The sequence below is a fragment of the Bacteroides sp. 3_1_23 genome (genome assembly GCF_000162555.1).
Taxonomy (GTDB): Bacteria; Bacteroidota; Bacteroidia; order Bacteroidales; family Bacteroidaceae; genus Bacteroides; species Bacteroides ovatus.
The window spans coordinates 1,150,574-1,168,966 of the sequence record NZ_GG774949.1 but is presented as its reverse complement, the minus strand read 5'-3'; the positions used below and the strand labels follow the sequence as shown (position 1 = coordinate 1,168,966).

General features: G+C 42.5%; 17 protein-coding genes. 2 read left to right on the top strand and 15 right to left on the bottom strand.

The genetic code is table 11. From position 1 onward, the window contains the following. Positions 1 to 50 precede the first annotated feature (50 nt). The 15 genes from HMPREF9010_RS19845 to HMPREF9010_RS19915 all read right to left on the bottom strand — a co-directional run bounded on the left by HMPREF9010_RS19845 (position 51) and on the right by HMPREF9010_RS19915 (position 16,007). Positions 51 to 1,136 carry an HpaII family restriction endonuclease gene (locus tag HMPREF9010_RS19845; RefSeq protein WP_004311625.1) on the bottom strand — a complete coding sequence of 362 codons (1,086 nt, stop codon included), beginning with the start codon at positions 1,134 to 1,136 and terminating at the stop codon, positions 51 to 53. A 35-nt stretch (positions 1,137 to 1,171) separates the two neighbouring features. Then, a complete protein-coding gene (locus tag HMPREF9010_RS19850) occupies positions 1,172 to 1,918 on the bottom strand; it encodes a C39 family peptidase (protein WP_008647284.1) in 747 nt (248 codons plus the stop codon). 96 nt (positions 1,919 to 2,014) lie between these two features. Further along, the gene (locus HMPREF9010_RS19855) at positions 2,015 to 2,632 is read right to left on the bottom strand and encodes an IMPACT family protein (RefSeq protein ID WP_004300400.1); all 618 of its coding nucleotides are present in this window, start codon (positions 2,630 to 2,632) and stop codon (positions 2,015 to 2,017) included. A gap of 255 nt (positions 2,633 to 2,887) precedes the next feature. Beyond that, a complete protein-coding gene (locus tag HMPREF9010_RS19860) occupies positions 2,888 to 4,135 on the bottom strand; it encodes a DUF1015 domain-containing protein (protein ID WP_008647282.1) in 1,248 nt (415 codons plus the stop codon). A gap of 162 nt (positions 4,136 to 4,297) precedes the next feature. Continuing rightward, positions 4,298 to 5,218: an NAD(P)-dependent oxidoreductase gene (locus HMPREF9010_RS19865; RefSeq protein WP_004300396.1), complete on the bottom strand. Its 921-nt coding sequence runs from the start codon at positions 5,216 to 5,218 to the stop codon at positions 4,298 to 4,300. 99 nt (positions 5,219 to 5,317) lie between these two features. Further along, the gene (serC, locus tag HMPREF9010_RS19870; protein ID WP_004300395.1) at positions 5,318 to 6,385 is read right to left on the bottom strand and encodes a 3-phosphoserine/phosphohydroxythreonine transaminase; all 1,068 of its coding nucleotides are present in this window, start codon (positions 6,383 to 6,385) and stop codon (positions 5,318 to 5,320) included. Positions 6,386 to 6,590: 205 nt separating this feature from the next. After that, entirely contained in the window at positions 6,591 to 7,925 is a 1,335-nt protein-coding gene (locus tag HMPREF9010_RS19875) for a DEAD/DEAH box helicase (RefSeq protein ID WP_008647280.1), read from the bottom strand. A gap of 46 nt (positions 7,926 to 7,971) precedes the next feature. Beyond that, complete coding sequence (locus tag HMPREF9010_RS19880) at positions 7,972 to 8,151, bottom strand: hypothetical protein (RefSeq protein ID WP_004300393.1); 180 nt, start codon at positions 8,149 to 8,151, stop codon at positions 7,972 to 7,974. Positions 8,152 to 8,401: 250 nt separating this feature from the next. Continuing rightward, complete coding sequence (nqrF, locus tag HMPREF9010_RS19885) at positions 8,402 to 9,676, bottom strand: NADH:ubiquinone reductase (Na(+)-transporting) subunit F (RefSeq protein WP_008022130.1); 1,275 nt, start codon at positions 9,674 to 9,676, stop codon at positions 8,402 to 8,404. Between the two features lie 18 nt (positions 9,677 to 9,694). After that, complete coding sequence (gene nqrE, locus HMPREF9010_RS19890) at positions 9,695 to 10,321, bottom strand: NADH:ubiquinone reductase (Na(+)-transporting) subunit E (protein WP_004306319.1); 627 nt, start codon at positions 10,319 to 10,321, stop codon at positions 9,695 to 9,697. A 124-nt stretch (positions 10,322 to 10,445) separates the two neighbouring features. Beyond that, positions 10,446 to 11,087, bottom strand: coding sequence for an NADH:ubiquinone reductase (Na(+)-transporting) subunit D (locus tag HMPREF9010_RS19895; RefSeq protein ID WP_004300389.1), 642 nt, complete (start codon positions 11,085 to 11,087; stop codon positions 10,446 to 10,448). 21 nt (positions 11,088 to 11,108) lie between these two features. After that, the gene (locus HMPREF9010_RS19900) at positions 11,109 to 11,783 is read right to left on the bottom strand and encodes a Na(+)-translocating NADH-quinone reductase subunit C (protein WP_004306320.1); all 675 of its coding nucleotides are present in this window, start codon (positions 11,781 to 11,783) and stop codon (positions 11,109 to 11,111) included. 13 nt (positions 11,784 to 11,796) lie between these two features. Continuing rightward, entirely contained in the window at positions 11,797 to 12,969 is a 1,173-nt protein-coding gene (locus HMPREF9010_RS19905) for an NADH:ubiquinone reductase (Na(+)-transporting) subunit B (protein WP_008647278.1), read from the bottom strand. A 121-nt stretch (positions 12,970 to 13,090) separates the two neighbouring features. Next, positions 13,091 to 14,440: a Na(+)-translocating NADH-quinone reductase subunit A gene (locus tag HMPREF9010_RS19910; protein WP_008647277.1), complete on the bottom strand. Its 1,350-nt coding sequence runs from the start codon at positions 14,438 to 14,440 to the stop codon at positions 13,091 to 13,093. 172 nt (positions 14,441 to 14,612) lie between these two features. After that, positions 14,613 to 16,007 (bottom strand): C1 family peptidase, encoded by a 1,395-nt coding sequence (locus HMPREF9010_RS19915; protein ID WP_008647276.1) that lies wholly within the window; start codon positions 16,005 to 16,007, stop codon positions 14,613 to 14,615. A 218-nt stretch (positions 16,008 to 16,225) separates the two neighbouring features. On the opposite strand from HMPREF9010_RS19915, the gene HMPREF9010_RS19920 reads away from it, so the two are divergent. Both HMPREF9010_RS19920 and HMPREF9010_RS19925 read left to right on the top strand, forming a co-directional pair. Then, on the top strand, positions 16,226 to 17,497 hold the full coding sequence (locus HMPREF9010_RS19920) for a BamA/TamA family outer membrane protein (RefSeq protein WP_004300383.1): 1,272 nt from the start codon (positions 16,226 to 16,228) through the stop codon (positions 17,495 to 17,497). A 137-nt stretch (positions 17,498 to 17,634) separates the two neighbouring features. Next, positions 17,635 to 18,381, top strand: coding sequence for a TolC family protein (locus HMPREF9010_RS19925; RefSeq protein ID WP_004300382.1), 747 nt, complete (start codon positions 17,635 to 17,637; stop codon positions 18,379 to 18,381). Positions 18,382 to 18,393: the final 12 nt, after the last annotated feature.

The following is an 18,393-nucleotide window of genomic DNA, read 5'->3' as shown; positions in this document are numbered from 1 at the left end:
ATAAGTATGCCATCATTATTAGTTTAACTGCATCAATACATTATACTTTTCTACCGTTTGACCAGCCCAATCTTTGCATTCAGTTTGAAATAATAGACTCCATTCTCTCTCTCCAGGAACCCGTATTTGTCTTTCTCTAAAGATCCTTTTTCTAAACGGGTATTTAAAAACAAAAAATCCTCCATTATTTGCTTTTCCGATTTATGATAACAGAGCACTTCTCCATTTCCATCCACCAATAGAATACCTTCCACTGCCGAATCCAATCCATTGTAAATCTTTGCAGGACGCATTCCCAATACTAATGCCATCAAGAACTGCTTCATCTTGAATTCATAGAACTTATGCTTATTGATTAGTTCATCTTTAATCTTCAACGGATTCATTTGTTTAATAACTTCCGTCAACTCACTAATACGGGAGATACCATCCAAATGCATGATACGAACCATTTCTGTCAGTACACGTGGAAAATGCAGATCAATCATCAAAAGATTACTGCGGAATACGCGGTCGGCTACATCAGCGTATTTAAGTACGCCCCCCAAACGTTCGATCATCATCATCCGTTCGGCAACTTCATTCGGAGATTCAGGCAAAGCATTGATTTTATTCACTGTTGGAGTGGCAAATTTGACTCCACTCTGTTCCAGTTTAAGATTCGCTGCACGTCCTCCGTCCAACAACGGATTCATTACGCCCAACCGTGAACGGACATTGAAACCTCTTAACGGAGCTTTCGGATGCCAAAATGTAATGGAAAAATCTGTGCGATCTTCTGTTTTTGCTTCCAAATCGAAAATGGCAGCTTCGTCTAAAAACTCTTCTACTCCTTCTGGAGAAGCAACATCATTTTCCGGCGAAGATTTCACAGCCTGTAATATCAGATCAGCTACAATACCAAAATCTTCACGAGGCATGGACTTACTCCCATTCTCTCCTTCTATACGAATCGTATCTTCTTCAATATAATATTGACGTGTTCCATCATGTTCTTCCCGTTGAATCATTGCAACAGGCCAAAATGTATCTCCCGCCTTTGCTTCTGCTGTGCCTAACACTACTTTTCCATCTGCTAAGAGACGAAAGAAAGAATAGAGTTCGCACCATTCTTTTTTGGTTGCTTCAAATGCCATATATTTTTGTTCTTCTTTATTTTACTACAAATGTTCTATCTTAATTCTACTACTGATATTACAGACGACACAATCGGAGGAACTATATGAGTCACCTCCTCCAATGGAGGGAGCTTGCCTACCTGTGCAAACAGGGAGTTTCGTATCCATTCTCTGGGAGTGACTATGATAAATCGTCCCGTCCAACAACCATCAAAATAGGAAGGGTTACCCGGCTGTTTCTTAATGGGATAACAGATGTTTTCTCCTTTAGTCCGCATCTCCGGCGAACGTCCGGGATCATTCACCCACACATGTTTATCATCAATGCCACGAAGCACCATCCAGTGCCCTCTCGGACCAGGACGCAAACCACGAACTGCACCTGTATATCTCACATTTACAAGCACAGGAATGCCACGATCAATATAATCTTTCAATATCCGATAATCTTTCTGCTGGAAATGTTCGGCACTTATCATGTTTTCATAATAACGTGTCAACGAATCAATCTCAAAAGAATAATATCCTCCCTGCCCTATTGAAGTACGGCGACGGAAAGGAGCACGTTTTTTCAGAAAGTAGTTCCGCTGATATTCAATCAGTTTCTTTTCTGCATCCTGGGCTGTACGTTGTGTATCAGCCGTCATTCCCTTAAAATAATCAAAGACCATTAACGAAGAAGCCAGAGAGCAATGCGAGTAAGGGCATCCCGCGATTTTCTGCGAATACCACGGAACAGGAATATTATTAGGAGCCAGTTTTTGAGTTTCCTGTATTTGTGCTTGCGCCTGAACGCTCATCCATACAAAGGAACTTAAAAACAGACTAAAAATTATGTGACATTTATTTATCATGCAATCCACTCTCTATCTCTATTACTACTTCTAATACTTTACCTACAAAATATTCTCATCATCAAGAATCCGCGCTGTCTCCACCTTCTCCAAACGTGCACGCAACTTAGGCATCATCGAACGACGAATCCGCAATGTCATGCTACAATCCATGTCATACGACTGATTAAGAATCTCCGGTTCCTCTTCTTTCACAATGCGCATGACATCATTCATAAAAGGATATTCAAACATTACCGTCACATCCTCATCTACCGTCTTTTCTATAATAGTAGCGGCAGCAATCGCTTCGGCAGCAGCGGCCTTGTAAGCAACAATCAATCCACTTGTCCCCAACTTGATTCCTCCAAAATAACGAACTACTATAATCAGTATATCCGTCAGTTCATTCGAGTTTATCTGTCCGAGAATAGGTTTACCCGCTGTTCCGGAAGGTTCTCCGTTGTCATTGGCACGGAAATCCTTTCGCGCAGCTCCCAACATATAAGCATAGCATACATGCCGTGCATCATAATACTTTTTCTGATACGTTTCAAGATGCATCTTTATCTCATCGAGAGTACGCACAGGAAGGGCTATAGCAATGAACTTGCTTCGTTTTTCCGTATAAATACCTTCGGAAGGCTCAATGATGGTTTTATAAGTATCTTCAGCAGTCATGTTGCAAAGATACGGCTTTAATGAGAAAAGTCAATCTATCATTTGGAAATATTAATGTTCCACTTATCGATGATAGGCAGTTGGGGGAATTAAAAATAGTGACGCTATCCAATAAAAATAGTGACGGTATACCACAACGATACCGTCACTATCCCGGGCATATCCCGTCACTATTTTTTCTACATCAATCAAGCGTCACATCTACTGATATAGTCCCTATCAACAATGATTTTCGCATCATCTTACAGATATTTTTTAATCTAACTTATGAATCACCAGTCCCGAACGAAGTTTCGGTTCAAACCAAGTAGTCTTCGGCGGCATAATATTGCCTGTATCTGCAATATCCATCAACTGTTTCATAGATACGGGATAGAGAGCCAAAGCCACTTTCATTTCACCGCTATCCACACGCTTCTTGAGCTCTCCCAATCCACGGATACCACCGACAAAATCAATACGTTTATCAGAACGCAGATCCTTTATACCTAAAACTTCATCCAAAATCAAGTAGGAAGAGATTGTAACATCAAGCACACCAATAGGGTCGTTATCATTATACGTACCGGCCTTAGCAGTCAAGCTGTACCATTTACCACCCAAATAGAGTGAAAAATTATGTAAGCCGGATGGTTTATAGATATCCGCACCCTTCTCTTCTACTATAAAGTTTTTATCAAGTGCAGCCAGGAATTGCTCGGGAGTCAAACCATTGAGATCTTTCACTACACGATTATAATCGATGATGGTTAGCTGGTTTGCAGGGAAGCAAACAGCCATGAAGTAATTATATTCTTCATCACCACGATGATTCGGATTTTGCTTTGCTTTCTCTGCTCCCACCAATGCAGCAGCGGCAGAACGGTGATGCCCGTCAGCAATATAAAGAGCAGGCATTTTAGCAAATTCGGCAGTAATGGTAGCAATATCTGCATCCTGGTCGACAATCCAGAAAGTATGTCCAAAGCCATCACCCGGAGCGATAAAGTCATAAACCGGCTTGTTTGCTGTATATTTCTTTATAATAACATCCAGCTTCTCATTATCAGGATAAGCAAAGAAAACAGGCTCAATGTTTGCGTTGTTCACACGTACATGTTTCATACGATCCTCTTCCTTGTCACGACGGGTAAGCTCATGCTTTTTGATAATACCATTCATATAATCGGGAACATAAGCACCGACCACCAATCCGTATTGCGTTTTCCCGTTCATCGTCTGGGCATAGATATAATAGTTTTCCTTATTATCCTGCACCAACCAGCCTTTGTCCTGAAACAGTTGGAAATTCTCGGCAGCTTTAGCATACACCCGTTCGTCGTGTTCATCCATACCAACAGGGAAATCTATTTCCGGTTTAATAATATGATAAAGAGACTTTTCGTTACCTTCCGCTTCTGCGCGGGCTTCTTCAGAGTTCAGTACATCATAAGGACGTGAAGCGACCTGTTCTACGAGGTTTTGCGGAGGACGAATGCCCTTGAAAGGTTTGATTATTGCCATGATATTAGTATTTTATATGTAAAAAATTAAAGCCACAGACTTCTTGAAAATCTGTGGCTCAAATATACTACTTATTTCTAAAAAAGACATTCTGCAACGGATTGTTTTTATTCAGATACTACCATAGTTATCCTGAAAAATCCGGCAGACTTATTCAGAATCTTACTTGTTTACTCTAAATTTCTCGCAACCATCTTTCAAGAAGCCCACAATTTGTTGAGCAGCAGCAATACCGGCATTGATATTTGCTTCGGCAGTTTGAGCACCCATCTTCTTAGGAGTTGAGAAATAACGTCCGGCAAACTTTTCTGCAAACTCTGCGTTAGCAGCAGGCATAATATCTGTGATATATTTGAAGTCTGCACGCTCTTCCATCAGTTTGATTAGTTCTGCTTCGTTAATCACTTCCTTACGGGCAGTGTTTACCAACATAGCACCTTTCGGCATATCTTTCAACAGAGCATAATTGATAGAGTTCTTTGTTTCGGCAGTTGCCGGAATATGAAGAGATACCACCTGGCAAGTCTTGTACAATTCTTCTGCAGAATCAAGTGCTTTCACACCATCTTTTTCGATTACTTCTTTCGGGCAGAATGCATCATAAGCATACACTTCCATTCCGAAACCTTTGGCAACACGAGCTACATTGCGGCCTACGTTTCCATAAGCATGAATACCCAATTTCTTGCCCATCAATTCTGTACCGGAAGTTCCGTTATAGAAGTTACGGACAGCATATACCATCATACCCAAAGCAAGTTCGGCAACAGCATTAGAATTCTGTCCCGGAGTGTTCATCACGCATACATTGTGAGCTGTGGCAGCAGCCAGGTCCACATTATCGTATCCTGCACCGGCGCGAACTACGATTTTCAATTCTTTAGCAGCATCAAGCACCTCTGCATCAACAATATCACTACGGATAATGATGGCATTAGCATCTTTCACTGCATCCAGTAACTGGGCTTTTTCTGTATATTTCTCAAGTAAAGCAAACTCGTATCCGGCTGCTTCTATTTCTTTACGGATACCGTCTACTGCAACTTTAGCAAACGGTTTATCAGTAGCTACAAGTATTTTCATAATCTAATTCTGTTTATAAAGACTCACCACAGATTACCCAGATTCTCACAGAATAAAAAAAATCTGCGTCCGTCTGTATAATCTGTGGTGAAAATATTATTAATGAAGTTTTTCAAATTCCTGCATACAATCAATCAAAGCTTGTACGCTTTCTTTCGGCAGAGCATTGTAGCAAGATGCACGGAAACCACCTACAGAACGGTGTCCCTTGATACCTACCATACCTCTTTCAGTAGCAAACTTCAAGAAGTCAGCTTCGAAGTCTTTGTATTCGGGAGCCATCACGAAACAGATGTTCATACGTGAACGGTCTTCTTTGGCAGCAGTACCCACGAACATTTTGTTACGGTCGATTTCAGCATACAACATATCCGCTTTTTCAATGGCACGACGTTCCATTTCTTTCACACCACCCTGTGCTTTGATCCAGCGAAGCGTCTGCAATGCTGCATAAATAGGTACAACAGGAGGAGTGTTAAACATAGAGCCACTGTCAACATGAGTCTGATAATTCAACATCGTTGGAATGTAACGGGAAACCTTACCCAATGCGTCATTCTTAACGATAACGAATGTAACACCAGCAGGAGCCAGATTCTTTTGTGCACCACCATAAATACAGATATATTTAGAAACGTCGATCGGACGTGAGAAAATATCAGAAGACATATCGGCAACCATCGGAACCGGAGAATCGAGGTCTTTCTTCAATTCTGTACCGTAAATTGTGTTGTTAGTCGTGATGTGGAAATAATCTGCGTCTGTCGGGATTGTATAATCTTTGGGGATATAAGTATATGTAGCTTCAGCAGAGGAAGCAACTTCTACAACTTCACCAAACCCTTTAGCTTCTTTCATAGCTTTCTTTGCCCATACACCGGTGTTTAGGTAAGCAGCTTTTTTTTCGAGGAAGTTATAAGGAACCATGCAGAACTCCATACTAGCACCTCCACCCAGGAACAGTACCGAATAGCCTTCGGGGATATTGAGTAATTCCTTGAATAATGCCTCTGCTTCGTCAACCACAGGTTGGAAGTCTTTGGCGCGGTGGCTGATTTCCATCAAAGAGAGACCAGAGCCGTTGAAATCTAAAATAGCCTTCGCTGTATCCTCTATCACCTCACGCGGAAGAATGGAAGGTCCTGCATTGAAATTATGCTTTTTCATTTGAAGTTTGTTTTTGGTTTAACAATTTCGTTACTTTTGTCTTTTGACCTTGCGAATTTACGAATTTATTTCCGCCGCACAAATCTTTCCTTATAAAAATACTGTTTTAAAGCAGATTTTCCTTTCTTTTTATTGGTTTATACAGGATATATACACCATTTTGTTATCCATAGATGTCAAGTAAGGTATCTTACAGAAAAGATCTTTACTTCGCTTCTTCTATAATAGTCTTCATTCCTTTGATTTTCTCCCCCTGAATCAGATTCAAGAGTTGCTTCACCTTAGCCTGGCGAACAGCGACAAAAGCATAATGTTCTTTGACGTCAATCGCTCCGACATCTTCGCGGGTCAGATTTCCTTTTTTATATAAGAATCCGGCAATATCTATCCGGCTAAGTTTCTCCTTTTTTCCTTTACCTATATAAATGGTAGCCCAGACCGATTTCGGAGGCCGGGGAGGGTTTTCAGGCAACACTACTATCTCCATTTCTTCCAGAATATAAGAAGGAAGTTTCTCTTCGGCATGAAGAATCAGATAAGACGTTCCGGTCGCATCCCAACGTGCTGTTCGTCCGTTGCGGTGCGTAAAGGCTTCTTCATTGACCGGCAAATGATAATGGATGATATGTCCGACTTCCGGAATATCCAGTCCACGGGCAGCCAGATCGGTAGAAATCAATACATGACAACTGCCATTACGGAACTTGTAAAGCGCACGTTCACGGTCCGGCTGTTCCATACCACCATGAAAACGTTCTGCGAGTAGTTTTTTATCCGCCAATAACTGATGTACACGGTCCACCGCATCCCGATGATTACAAAACACGATGCTCGAAGCGCTCCCCAATGTACAAAGCAGGTTATATAAAGTATCAATCTTATCTTTGGAAGGCGAAAGCACCTCCATCAATTTCAAGCGCGACTCTTGTTCTTCAGAATCGTCCGAAAGGAAGTTCAACTTAACTGTGCGGTTCAATCCTGTAAATTCGGGAATCTCTGCCGCATCGGTAGCTGAAAGCAACATACGTTTTTTTAATCCCGGAAGCTGGGTGATAATCTCTGCCATTTCATCGTGGAAACCAAACTCCAACGATTTGTCGAACTCGTCGATAATTAAAGTTTCAATGGTTTCAGGGTTAAAATTGCCTTTCGACAAATGGTCGGTGATACGTCCCGGAGTACCAATGATGATAGCAGGATGATTGCCCAATATACTTTTCTTTTCTTCGGCGATAGGATGTCCACCGTAACAACAGCAGGTTTTCCAGGATGTCCCCATTGCTTTGAATACAGAATCTATCTGTAAGGCCAGCTCACGCGAAGGAACGAGAATCAAAACCTGCACGCTGTCATCGTTCGGTTTTAGAGTAAGGAGTAAAGGTAACAGATAGGCCAATGTCTTGCCCGATCCTGTCGGTGACAACAGTATAACGTCTTTTCTTCCGGTAGCTTGTTCAAGTGATGCTTCCTGCATCGGATTCAGCTCCTCAATCTTCAAATTGCGGAGAGCCGACTGTATAATTTCATTTTTCTCTAACATGGGGGCAAAGATACAAAAAGGAAAGAGTACGGAGATAAAAATACAATCAAACTTTAGCCATGCCGGTCAATATATAATAACCTTTCAGATTATTCTCTTTCATGTAAATGGTTACTTCTGCCCTACAAGCTGTCACCAAGGCATATCCCGTTAAACTTGAACTCATAGCTTTGATAAATGAATACTCTGTATCATTGTGAATAAAAGATATACGATGATATTCCATAACCTATTGTACTTTAATAATTCTATTGTGTAGCCAAATATACGAATATAATAGATAAGTACGGATAAAAAAGGAGAACTATCTTTAAAACAGACATAAAATAGATACAAACCATAACGGAAAGACATTATGAGATAATACCAAAAAGAAGCGGGAAATCGAAGAAGCATTACTGCTTTTCAGATTTCCCGCTCTGTGTTTATGTAACCTTTCCGGTCATTGTTCCGACCGGTTTGTTCTCTTCTGCGAATTATCCTCCGAAGTTGTCGAACATCAGGTTCTGTGCCGGAACGCCAAGATCGTCGAGCATCTTCTCTACAGCTTTCGACATCGGACCAGGACCACACATATAGTATTCAATATCTTCAGGAGCTTCGTGATTCTTCAGGTAAGTTTCGTAAATTACGTTGTGAACGAATCCCGGAGTGTACTTCACGCCTGCAGCATCAGCAGCAGGGTCCGGACGGTCGAGAGCCAAATGGAAAGTGAAATTCGGGAAGTCCTTTTCGATTTGCAGGAAATCTTCCAGATAGAACACTTCGTTCAGCGCACGGGCACCGTAGAAGTAAGACATCTTACGGTCAGTAGTATGCAATGTCTTGGTCAAGTGCATGATTTGCGCACGCAACGGAGCCATACCCGCACCACCACCAATCCACATCATTTCCTTCTTAGAATCGAAGATTGGGTGGAAGTCTCCGTAAGGACCGCTCATTATTACCTTGTCACCCGGTTTCAGAGTAAAGATATAAGAAGAAGCGATACCCGGCATTACGTCCATAAATCCAGGACCTTGTTCTTTCGGTTTGAACGGCGGAGTAGCGATACGTACTGTCAACATGATACGGTCACCTTCGGCAGGATAGTTGGCCATAGAGTAAGCACGAATTGTTTCCTCGTCGTTCTTACATTTCAAACCTAACAAACCGAATTTCTCCCATGCAGGAAGATATTCGTCACCAATCAAGCTCTTATCAATGTCCTTATCATAGTCCATTGAAAATTTAGGAATCTTAATCTGCGCATAAGAACCCGGGATAAAGTCCATGTGTTCGCCTTTAGGCAGAGCAACGATGAACTCTTTGATAAATGTAGCTACATTCTTGTTGGAGATTACTTCACACTCCCACTCTTTCACACCAAGTACAGATTCGTCAATCTTGATTGACATATCGCCTTTCACTTTCACCTGACAACCCAGACGCCAGTGGTCTTGCTGCTGTTTGCGACTGAAGTGAGGAACCTCAGAAGGCAGGATTTCGCCGCCTCCTTCGAGTACTTGGCATTTGCACTGTCCGCAAGATCCCTTACCACCACAAGCAGATGACAGGAATATCCCATTTACAGACAGCGTATTCAACAAAGTAGAACCGGAAGCCACTTCCAATTCCTTTTCGCCGTTGATTGTCAGTTTTACGTTTCCTGATGGTACCAGGAAATTCTTGGCAACCAACAAGATTACAACAAGCAACAGAATAACCACAAGGAATACCCCAATGCTCGCTAATATTAAATTCATATCCATTGTCTTATTCCTTTCTTTTTAGATGTTCAAACCAGAGAAACACATAAACGCGATTGCCATCAGACCTACTGTGATAAATGTGATACCCAAGCCCTTCAATGGAGCAGGTACGTCAGAGTAAGCCATTTTCTCGCGGATAGCAGCCAGACCTACGATAGCCAGCAACCAACCGATACCGGAACCCAATGCATAAGAGAGGGCATCCCAAATATCACCAATGTATTTCGGATCACTCGGACCAACGTTAATACGTTGTTGCATAAACAGAGAGGCACCCATGATCGCACAGTTAACGGCAATCAACGGCAGGAAGATACCCAACGAAGCGTACAGTGACGGAGTGAAGCGTTCTACCACCATCTCCACCAATTGCACGATACCGGCAATTACGGCAATGAAAAGAATAAAACTCAAGAAGCTAAGGTCGACACCTTCAATGATAGCATTGGCAGCCAGCACCTTAGTTTGCAACAGGTAGTTGACCGGAAGCGTCACCAGCAACACGAAAGTCACGGCGATACCCAGTCCTACGGCAGTCTTCACATTCTTCGAAACAGCCAGGTATGAACACATACCCAAGAAGAATGCGAATATCATGTTGTCCACAAAGATAGAGCGGACGAATAAACTTAATAAATGTTCCATAATTCTTTTTGATTTATGATTTATGATTTATGATTTATAATTTATGATTTATGATTCAGCAGACTTATCATGCGACTATGACTATAAAGCTAGACATAAATCATAATTCAGAAATCAGAAATAATTAATTACTTTGTTCTTGCAATTCTTTATGACGTGCACGTTGATACCAGATAATGCATGCTACGATAATCAATGCCATCGGCGGCATCAACATCAAGCCGTTGTTTACGTATCCGATATTTTGAATCGGTTCATAATTCAGGATATTGAAACCAAGCAATGTTCCCGAACCAAACAATTCGCGGAAGAAAGCAACGATAATCAAAATCTTAGCATAGCCTAAACCATTACCTACACCATCCAAGAAAGACTCCCAAGGACCGTTCTGCATGGCAAATGCTTCCAGACGTCCCATCAAGATACAGTTGGTGATAATCAAACCTACATAAACAGAGAGCTGTACGCTTACGTCGTAAGCAAACGCTTTCAGGATTTCACTTACGATAGTTACCAAAGCAGCTACCACAACCAACTGGACGATGATGCGGATGCGGTTAGGAATCGTCTTACGCAACAGTGAAATAACAACGTTGGCAAATGCAGTAATCACCGTTACTGAAAGTCCCATCACGATGGCAGGCTCCAGCTTTGCGGTAACAGCAAGTGCAGAACAGATACCGAGCACCTGTACGGTTACCGGATTATCAATTCCCAGCGGAGCAGAGAATACTTCTTTATTTTTCTTTGAAAACAGTTGTCCCATATTCTATCTTTCTCCTCCTTATTATTTAGTTAAAAAACTCAAGTAACTATTCAGGCAAGACTTCAACATGGCATCTACACCTACTGAAGTGATTGTACCACCGGAGATACCATCCACTTGGTAATCAGGTTTCTCTACCTTGCCATTTTTTACGACTCCCAAAGTGATAGCTCCATTTTCCAAAGTCTTCTTACCTACAAATTCGTTTTGGAAATGTTCGGTTGCAATTTCAGCACCCAGACCCGGAGTTTCACTAGCGTGTGAGAAGTAAGTACCGTAAACGGTATCTTTATCTTCGTTCAGTGCAACGTATCCCCAGATAGCGCCCCAAAGACCGGCACCGTAAACAGGAACTACATATTTAGTCTGACCGTCCACTTCGCATACAAACACGTGCAGACGTTGTTGTTCTTTTGCTTCTTTCTCGTAGTTGGTAGCAAATTCGCCCGTATTTTCGGTCAGCGTACCGTCTACGTTCATCAGCATGTCCCCTTTCACATATTTCTTATATTCAGCATCCGCATCCTCCACATTTTTAATGTTCAGTGCAGCGAGAATCTGTTTCTTAGTGTCCAACTGCACATTCTTATCTTGTGTAGATTTCAATGAAGAACTAACGAATGCCAGCAGGAATGCTACGATAATAACCATTACCGAAGCATAAATGATAGTATAACTATTACTATTCGTATTCATTTTCTTTCGGTATTTATTGGTTAGACTTGATAGCGCGTTTTTCGCGACGGCTGATGTTACCCTGCACTACACAGTAGTCGATCAGCGGAGCGAAGATGTTCATCAGTAGGATGGCAAGCATCATACCTTCCGGATAACCCGGATTCAGTACGCGGATAACGATAGCCATCACACCGATCAGGAATCCGAAGATATATTTACCTCTTTCCGTACGTGCGGAAGTCACAGGGTCAGTAGCCATAAATACGGCACCGAAACAGAAACCACCGAGAACGAGGTGTTCGTACCAAGGCATTTGAGCCATTGTATTGTTTTCCATGCCGATTGAGTTGAATACCCATGCCATAAATGCACCACCGACAAACACGGAAATCATTGTCTTCCAGCTAGCAACGCCTGTCCAAAGCAGGATAACCGCACCAATCAGGATAGCAATTACACTGGTTTCACCGATCGAACCCGGAATCAGACCTGTAATCATATCCATGTTGAATGCAGGAACACTACCAGATGTAGCAGCTTGTCCCAGTGGAGTAGCAACGGTAAGTCCGTCTACGCTTTGTCCCAGACCGAAAATGCTGTCGCCTGACACCCAAACGGCGTCACCGGACATCTTAGTCGGATATGCGAAGAACAAGAATGCACGAGTAATCAACGCAACGTTGAATACGTTCATACCTGTACCACCGAATACTTCTTTTGCGAAGATAACAGAGAATGCAGTAGCTACGGCAAGAATCCACAGCGGACAGTCTACCGGAACGATCATCGGGATCAAGATACCGGAAACGAGGAACCCCTCCTGTATTTCTTCTTTCTTCCATTGAGCTACCACGAACTCAATACCCAAACCTACTACATAAGATACGATAATTTTAGGCAGTACTGCCAGGAATCCGTATGCAAACATTTCGATAAAGCTACCACTAGCACCCGTGTGAGTGAAATGCTGGTAACCTACGTTATACATACCGAACAGCAAAGCCGGTACCAACGAAATAACCACAATCGACATGATGCGCTTGCTATCAATTGCGTCATGTATGTGCGTTCCCGTTTTCGCAGTCTTGTTGGGCACAAACAGGAATGTTTCGAAGCCGTCAAACACCGACTGGAATGCGTGGAATTTGCCGCCCTCTTCAAAGTTCGGCTTTATCTTATCGAGATAATTTCTTAACGCTTTCATTTATTAAATTGAGAATTGAAAATTGAGAATCGAGAAAAGGCTACGCTGTGTTTACCAGAAGACAATTTCATAAAGTCTCAACTATCATTTTTAATTTTTACTTTTTACTTTTTTAATTCTCCTATGCCATTTCCGAACGGAGCATATCAAGTCCGGCACGAACAATGCGTTGCAGTTCCATCTTCGAAGAGCAGACGAATTCGCAAAGAGCGAAATCTTCAGGAGCCACTTCATAGATGCCAAGTGCTTCCATACGGTCGATGTCACCGGCGATGATTGCTTTAATCAGATATTCGGGCAGGATATCCATCGGGAATACCCTATCGTATTCACCCGACATAATCATGTGACGTTCGCCACCTTTGATGCGGGCATCCAACGTATATTCCTTCTTACCCATCAACCAGCTGAAATAAGAATGGTTGGCACTGAACTGGTTGAAGCGCGGCATGATCCATCCGAGCATTTCGTGAATGTCGTCACCTTCGGGGATAACAGTCAGTTGGCTGTGGAATGCGCCCAAGAATCCGTTCGGAGAAACTTGCTTTCCTGTCAGTACGTTACCGCTGATATAGCGTAAGTCTTTGTCTTTTGTTACATTGCCGGCAAACACGTTGGTGAGCAATGCGCCTACCTGGAGTTTGCAGTATGCAGGTTTCAACACTTCGGAACCTGTCACAGCTACTGTACGGGTGAAATCTACATGGCCTGTATTGAAAAGGCGACCGATGAAGATTACGGCTTGCGGATCAATGGTCCATACCGTTTCTCCCTTGGATACAGGGTCGAGATGGTTGATTTGAACACCTACATTACCAGCAGGGTTCGGTCCGTCGAAAGCGGTGATTGTAACGTTCTTAGCCTGTGTCAGTGCAGCAGCGTTCTGTTTCACACTGATATTCAGGTAGGTTTTTGCCAGTTTGGCAAGAACATCAAGTCCTGTCTGGAAGTTTGTTTCTTCACCTTTGAGGGCGAACTCGAAATCCGGAGCTAACGGATTAGTGTCGAATGCGGATACAAAGATTCCTTTCGGAGTGACCGTCGGGTCAGCAATGATGTCATAAGGGCGCTGTTTGATAAACGCGAAAAGTCCGGCTTCCAACAAAGCGGTTTTCACAGCTTCAGCATCCATCGAAGCAACATTCTTCTTCCCAAAATCTTCATAGTCCTGCTCTGCAGCAGCTTCCACAACGATGTTCAACACCTTACGACGAGCACCACGTTCAACACTCGTCACCACGCCGCTCACCGGCGAAACAAATTTCACTTCAGGATGATACTTGTCGATAAACAAGGGTCCACCAGCCATTACATATTCCTGCTCTTTCACGACTACCTTAGGCGTCACTCCAGGAAAGTCATCGGGTACGAGTGCGTAGAACCCCGGTTCTTTTACTGTTGCGTACGTTTCAGCAGCTTTACCTTTCAGGTTTATGTCAAGGCCTTTACGTAACTTTATTACATTTGCCATGCTAGATAAAATAATGGTTTCATAAATTTGCCGCAAAAGTAATAAATAAGATTGGGATTCGGGAGGAAAAAAGAAAGGAATTACGGAAAAATATCCGTAATTCCTTTCGTGTTCGTGCACGTAATCTTTTATCTTTTGTTCCGGAACAAAAGACAGAAGCAAAGAAAAAGAACTATTCAGCAAACATAGGATCCCAAGCAGGAAGTCGGATAGGCTTCTGTTTCAACACCTCGAGAGCTTTTTTCGATGCATATTTCGTTTCTACTACTAGACGGAACATATATTCGTTAAACCAATCATCCGTCATGATGAGATAACCCTGATAACCGGCAGCAGGGCCCCAACTATTTTCAACCATCCATTTCGTCGGTTTTCCATTTTTGTCAAGATCGACGGCCATAAGAGTCATGGCGTGACTGGAGCCACTAGCAAAACTTTGGATACGTTGCTTCTTGTTCATGCCAAAAGAAGTACCCATAAGAGATTCGTAGTCGTAGTTTTTGACATCCAGCAGACCACGGTCAGAGTTTAGGAACTTACCCACATCGCAAGAGAAATACATCATCGTGCTATCCTTGAGAGAAGAAATAGCCATTTCTTTGATATCCTCGATGGGAAGATTGACATACGTCCAGTTTTTGCCGTCGTAACGGTGGCGATCGTAGTCTATCTCATAACACTTATAATATTCACGGCTCGGATCGTTCATTAACATGACATAATTATCAATCAGTTTTTCGTCACCATACTTTTTCAGGAAAGAAAGCGGAGTGTAAGTTTCCGTAGACACAGGCTCACCCTTAGCGTTATATTCAGTCCAGGTAAATTCAGTAGGAGGAACACCGAGATTCAACACTAACATGCGGTAGATGGTGCTCAACATCTCTGTTTTTGTTTTCTCAAGGGCAGCAGGCTTGGTACCTTGCGCAGCGAGATCACGGAGTTGAAGCCCCTGTTCACGAAGTTTCAGGGCGATCAGACCTGCCATACGGGAGGTATTTTCACTACTGTTGGTTTCCGGCATCACATCTTTGGGAACAAGCCCGTATTTACTGACAATATCGGCTACACCGGTAAATGTTCCACCGTCACTCAAAGGATTGCGGAAGAGCCATTCCACCATTTTATCATCCATCGGCTTACTGCTGGTGTCGATAATACCTTGCAGAAAGAGATTAGCTTTCTCCAGTTGATCGAAGAAGAAAGGATAAGTTTGCGAAAATTCGAAGGAACCGAGGTTATGCTTGGCGATCGCTTTGGCACGCATCACATTCAAACCTGTAAAAAGCCAGCAACGGCCGGAAGATTTCTGATCGGTGATACCTTTGGAAGGCACTTTGATGGAGAAATGTGTGTCCATCCCTTTCAGGTTATCCTGATTGAGAGCCAGTTTACGAATGTCGTTGCTACCGATAGCATTGCGGATAGCCTTGTCGGTAGGAGTGTTTGCGTAACTCTGCTTGATTTGTTGCATCATGGAGTCGCTGATGCCTCCTTTCACTTCTTGCGCTTGTGTAGAATAAGAAAAAGCACATAAAACAAATATTGATAAAATCTGTTTATTCATTGATATAAGTAATTAATTAATAGGCTGACGGATCATGATACACTAATAAATACGGTTTAAATGTATGAGATTAAATCATGCGATTTTATTTATCAGCATATCGAAAAACATCATATTCCGCAAAAATACGATTCTTTTTTAGATTTATTATCTAAGAACTTCAAAACTAATCAAAATAAAAGAGTTTTCTTTGCAGTCGAATTCCTCACAGAGAAATTATGAAGAAATATATAATAGGAATATTGATGATGCTTCCATCCATCAATATGATGTCAGCCGCGGCTGATAGTACGGCAGTAAAGAGCGATGAACTGCAAAGGTCTACAACTTCTATCAGTGATACTACTCCTACAGATATTGAAGACATCCCGTCAGATACCATTCCTGTCCTTTCAAAGCGCGAGCTGCGTCGCCAGCGCGTGGCAAACCGGAATTTACACTATAACATATTGGGTGGTCCCAGTTATACGCCGGATTTTGGTTTACTGGTGGGCGGTAGCGCACTGATGACATTCCGGATGAATCCGAGTGATACCACCCAACGACGTTCGGTAGTGCCGATGGCCATTGCCTTGATGTTCAAAGGCGGCTTGAACCTGATGACAAAACCACAGCTCTTTTTTAAAGGCGACCGCTTCCGTATCTTCGGAACTTTCTCATATAAAAATACAATCGAAAATTTTTATGGCATCGGATATTCCACTAATAAAGATTATGAACGTGGAGAAGATACCAGTGAATACCGTTATAGCGGCATCCAAGTAAACCCCTGGTTCCTGTTCCGTCTGGGAGAAAGCAATATTTTTGCAGGTCCTCAAGTCGATTTGAACTATGATAAAATTACCAAACCGGCTGCCGGAATGGTTAATGAGCCCTCATATATAGCGGCAGGAGGAACAGAACACGGATACAAAAATTTCAGTTCCGGACTTGGTTTCCTGCTGACGTATGACACACGTGATATTCCTGCAAATGCATATAGCGGAACCTACCTCGACTTTCGGGGAATGATGTATAACAAGGTATTCGGCAGCGATAATAACTTTTACCGTTTGGAAATCGACTACCGCCAATACAAAACAGTAGGACGCCGCAAAGTGATAGCCTGGACAGTGCAAAGCAAAAACGCATTCGGAGATGTACCCCTAACAAAATATGTACTTAGCGGAACCCCCTTCGATCTTCGCGGTTACTACATGGGGCAGTTTCGCGACAAGTCCTCGCATGTCATGATGGCCGAATACCGCCAGATGATAAATACGGACAAAAGCACTTGGGTAAAAAAGATGTTAAGTCATATAGGATATGTAGCCTGGGGAGGATGCGGATTCATGGGACCCACTCCAGGCAAGATAGAAGGTGTGCTTCCCAACCTCGGATTAGGGTTACGCGTTGAAGTTCAACCCCGTATGAATGTACGCCTTGACTTCGGCAGAGACATGGTGAACAAGCAGAATTTGTTCTACTTTAACATGACAGAAGCCTTTTGACGCCATTTACGCGACAAATTGTGCACAAATTACAAGAAAGATTGTAAAATAGATAATAAAAGACTGCACATAAATGAAATTAATCCTTATATTTGCGCAAGCTATAACACAGCAAGAGCAAATAATAGGATTTTTTTATGAAGCAATTTATATGTTTTTTTTCGGGGTTATTACTTCTGTTCGTCTCTACCACTCGTGTAGTTGCACAAGAAGTGTCTGACTATTCTCAACTAAGTGAAGAAGATTATACTAAAATAGTACTTCCCCCTCTATCCGTTTTATTCGAAAATGCCAAGAACAGCCCCATTTATGAGATGGCGGACGTAAAGGCGAGAATCGAGCGCAAATTACTCCAAAAAGAGAAATGGTCATTTCTGGGTTTCTTCAGTCTACGGGGAAGCTATCAATACGGAATGTTCGGCAATGAGTCCACCTATACGGACGTGGCACTCGCCCCATACCTCACCTACTCCACCCAGGCACAAAATGGCTACACAGTAGGTGCCGGTCTAAGCATCCCCTTAGACGACCTATTCGACCTCAAGGGTAAAATCAGCCGGCAAAGGCTCACATTACGCAGTGCAGAATTGGAACGGGAAGTGAAGTACGACGAAATCAAGAAGAATATTATTGAGATGTATGCGATGGCTACCTCACAGATAAGAGTACTTAAAATGAGAAGTGAAAGTTTGGTACTTGCTAATGTGCAATATGAAATTTCTGAAAAGAATTTTGCCAACGGAACCATAGAATCTTCCGACTTGGCCGTAGATAAAGAAAGGCAGTCAACTGCACGTGAGGCATATGAGAATAGCAAGTTTGAATTGACAAAGAGCTTAATGATACTCGAGGTTATTTCACGTACTCCCATCATAAGAAAATAAAAAAACTAAGAT